A 1,300-nucleotide genomic window follows, 5' to 3' on the forward strand; every position below is an offset into this window, starting at 1 on the left:
AACAACTCCTTAAAGATTTATTTAATAATGTTTGGGTTGCCAATCATTAGAGGTATCATCAGTAGATTCTAATTCTCCTTTTTCTACGAGCATATTGAGTACATCGCAAAGGTCTTTCATTATTTTTTCCAATGTTTCATCTTGTGGATTTTGATGATTTGGGCGAATTTGATTCTCTCCAAAATCCAAATCAAATTTCCAAGTATAGGGAATATCATTGATTGTAAAATCCCAAATAGTTTCCGATGGTCCTAAAAGATAATCTTTATTTAATACCACATTATAATGTTTGTATTGTGCCAAAACTTTAAGACAATAAGGGCAAGCATCTTCATAATTGAAGTTATTTAAACATATCTCAAGCCTTTCAATATCATCTCTATAAAGTGCATAATAATCAATAACTTTCATTCCATTTTTAAATCTATTCATTCTTGTGTCTCCCTTTAATTTGTTAATGATTTTATACAGACAATTCATTTTATTCCCATTTTCCTATTCACACTCACTCTTGTACGTTGTGAAGATTCTATAATATAGTCGTAGATTTCATCTCCTTTTTTACCTTTATCTTTAGCTTTTTTAACTAAAAAATCCCAAGTATATTCTCTTTCTGTTCTATCTAACCTTTGAGCCTCTTTTTTGTCTTTCATAGCATCTCTTGTGTCCCTTTTGGCTTGATTACGAAATCTATGTGCCATTATAGCTTGCTCTCTTTTAGATTGGACCTGCCTTATCAATCTTGGTATTTTTTCAATCTGTATTTTTACATACCACTTTCTTGCTAATTCATTTCCTAATATTTCTCTCTGCATTCCTTTGCCTATTCTTGTTTCTGGTGCAAATATTTTATCTACCTTATAGCTAGAGATAATATATTGCGTTTCGTCTATTACCCTAACAACAATGCTTCTCCCCATAACTCCAGCAATACTCAAAAAATATCCACTTATATCAATAAGCCCCTCTTCTTCTTTGTATTCAATAGGCGCATAGATATACAATGTATTACCTACCTTATGATTAGGATTCTCTATAAAAGCATAAATCCTTATTGTTTGATTGAGCCATTCTTGCTTTAAGTTTAATATTATTTCCTCGCCCTTAAGCTCATAATCATCGTTATTTTTGAGTATTTGAAATGCTGCACTATCTTTTACAGGTTGAGATTCATCTAGGCTTCCTATGATAATTCCCCACTTCGTCTCTTTCTTTTGCTCTTGATAAATGCGTTTTTGTTCATTGCTTTGTTTTTCTTTGTTTGGGATATTATCTTGGTTATAGTAGGCTTTGAGGTGGA

General features: G+C 31.5%; 2 protein-coding genes. Both read right to left on the minus strand.

The features are described from left to right. Positions 1–21: 21 nt before the first annotated feature. Positions 22–432 carry a hypothetical protein gene (locus tag LS66_RS09945; RefSeq protein WP_052057540.1) on the minus strand — a complete coding sequence of 137 codons (411 nt, stop codon included), beginning with the start codon at positions 430–432 and terminating at the stop codon, positions 22–24. Between the two features lie 44 nt (positions 433–476). Continuing rightward, a partial coding sequence (locus LS66_RS10160) for a hypothetical protein (protein ID WP_161594744.1) occupies positions 477–1,300 on the minus strand: 824 nt, incomplete at its 5' end.

This window comes from Helicobacter sp. MIT 03-1614 (assembly GCF_000762925.2).
Taxonomy (GTDB): Bacteria; Campylobacterota; Campylobacteria; order Campylobacterales; family Helicobacteraceae; genus Helicobacter_C; species Helicobacter_C hepaticus.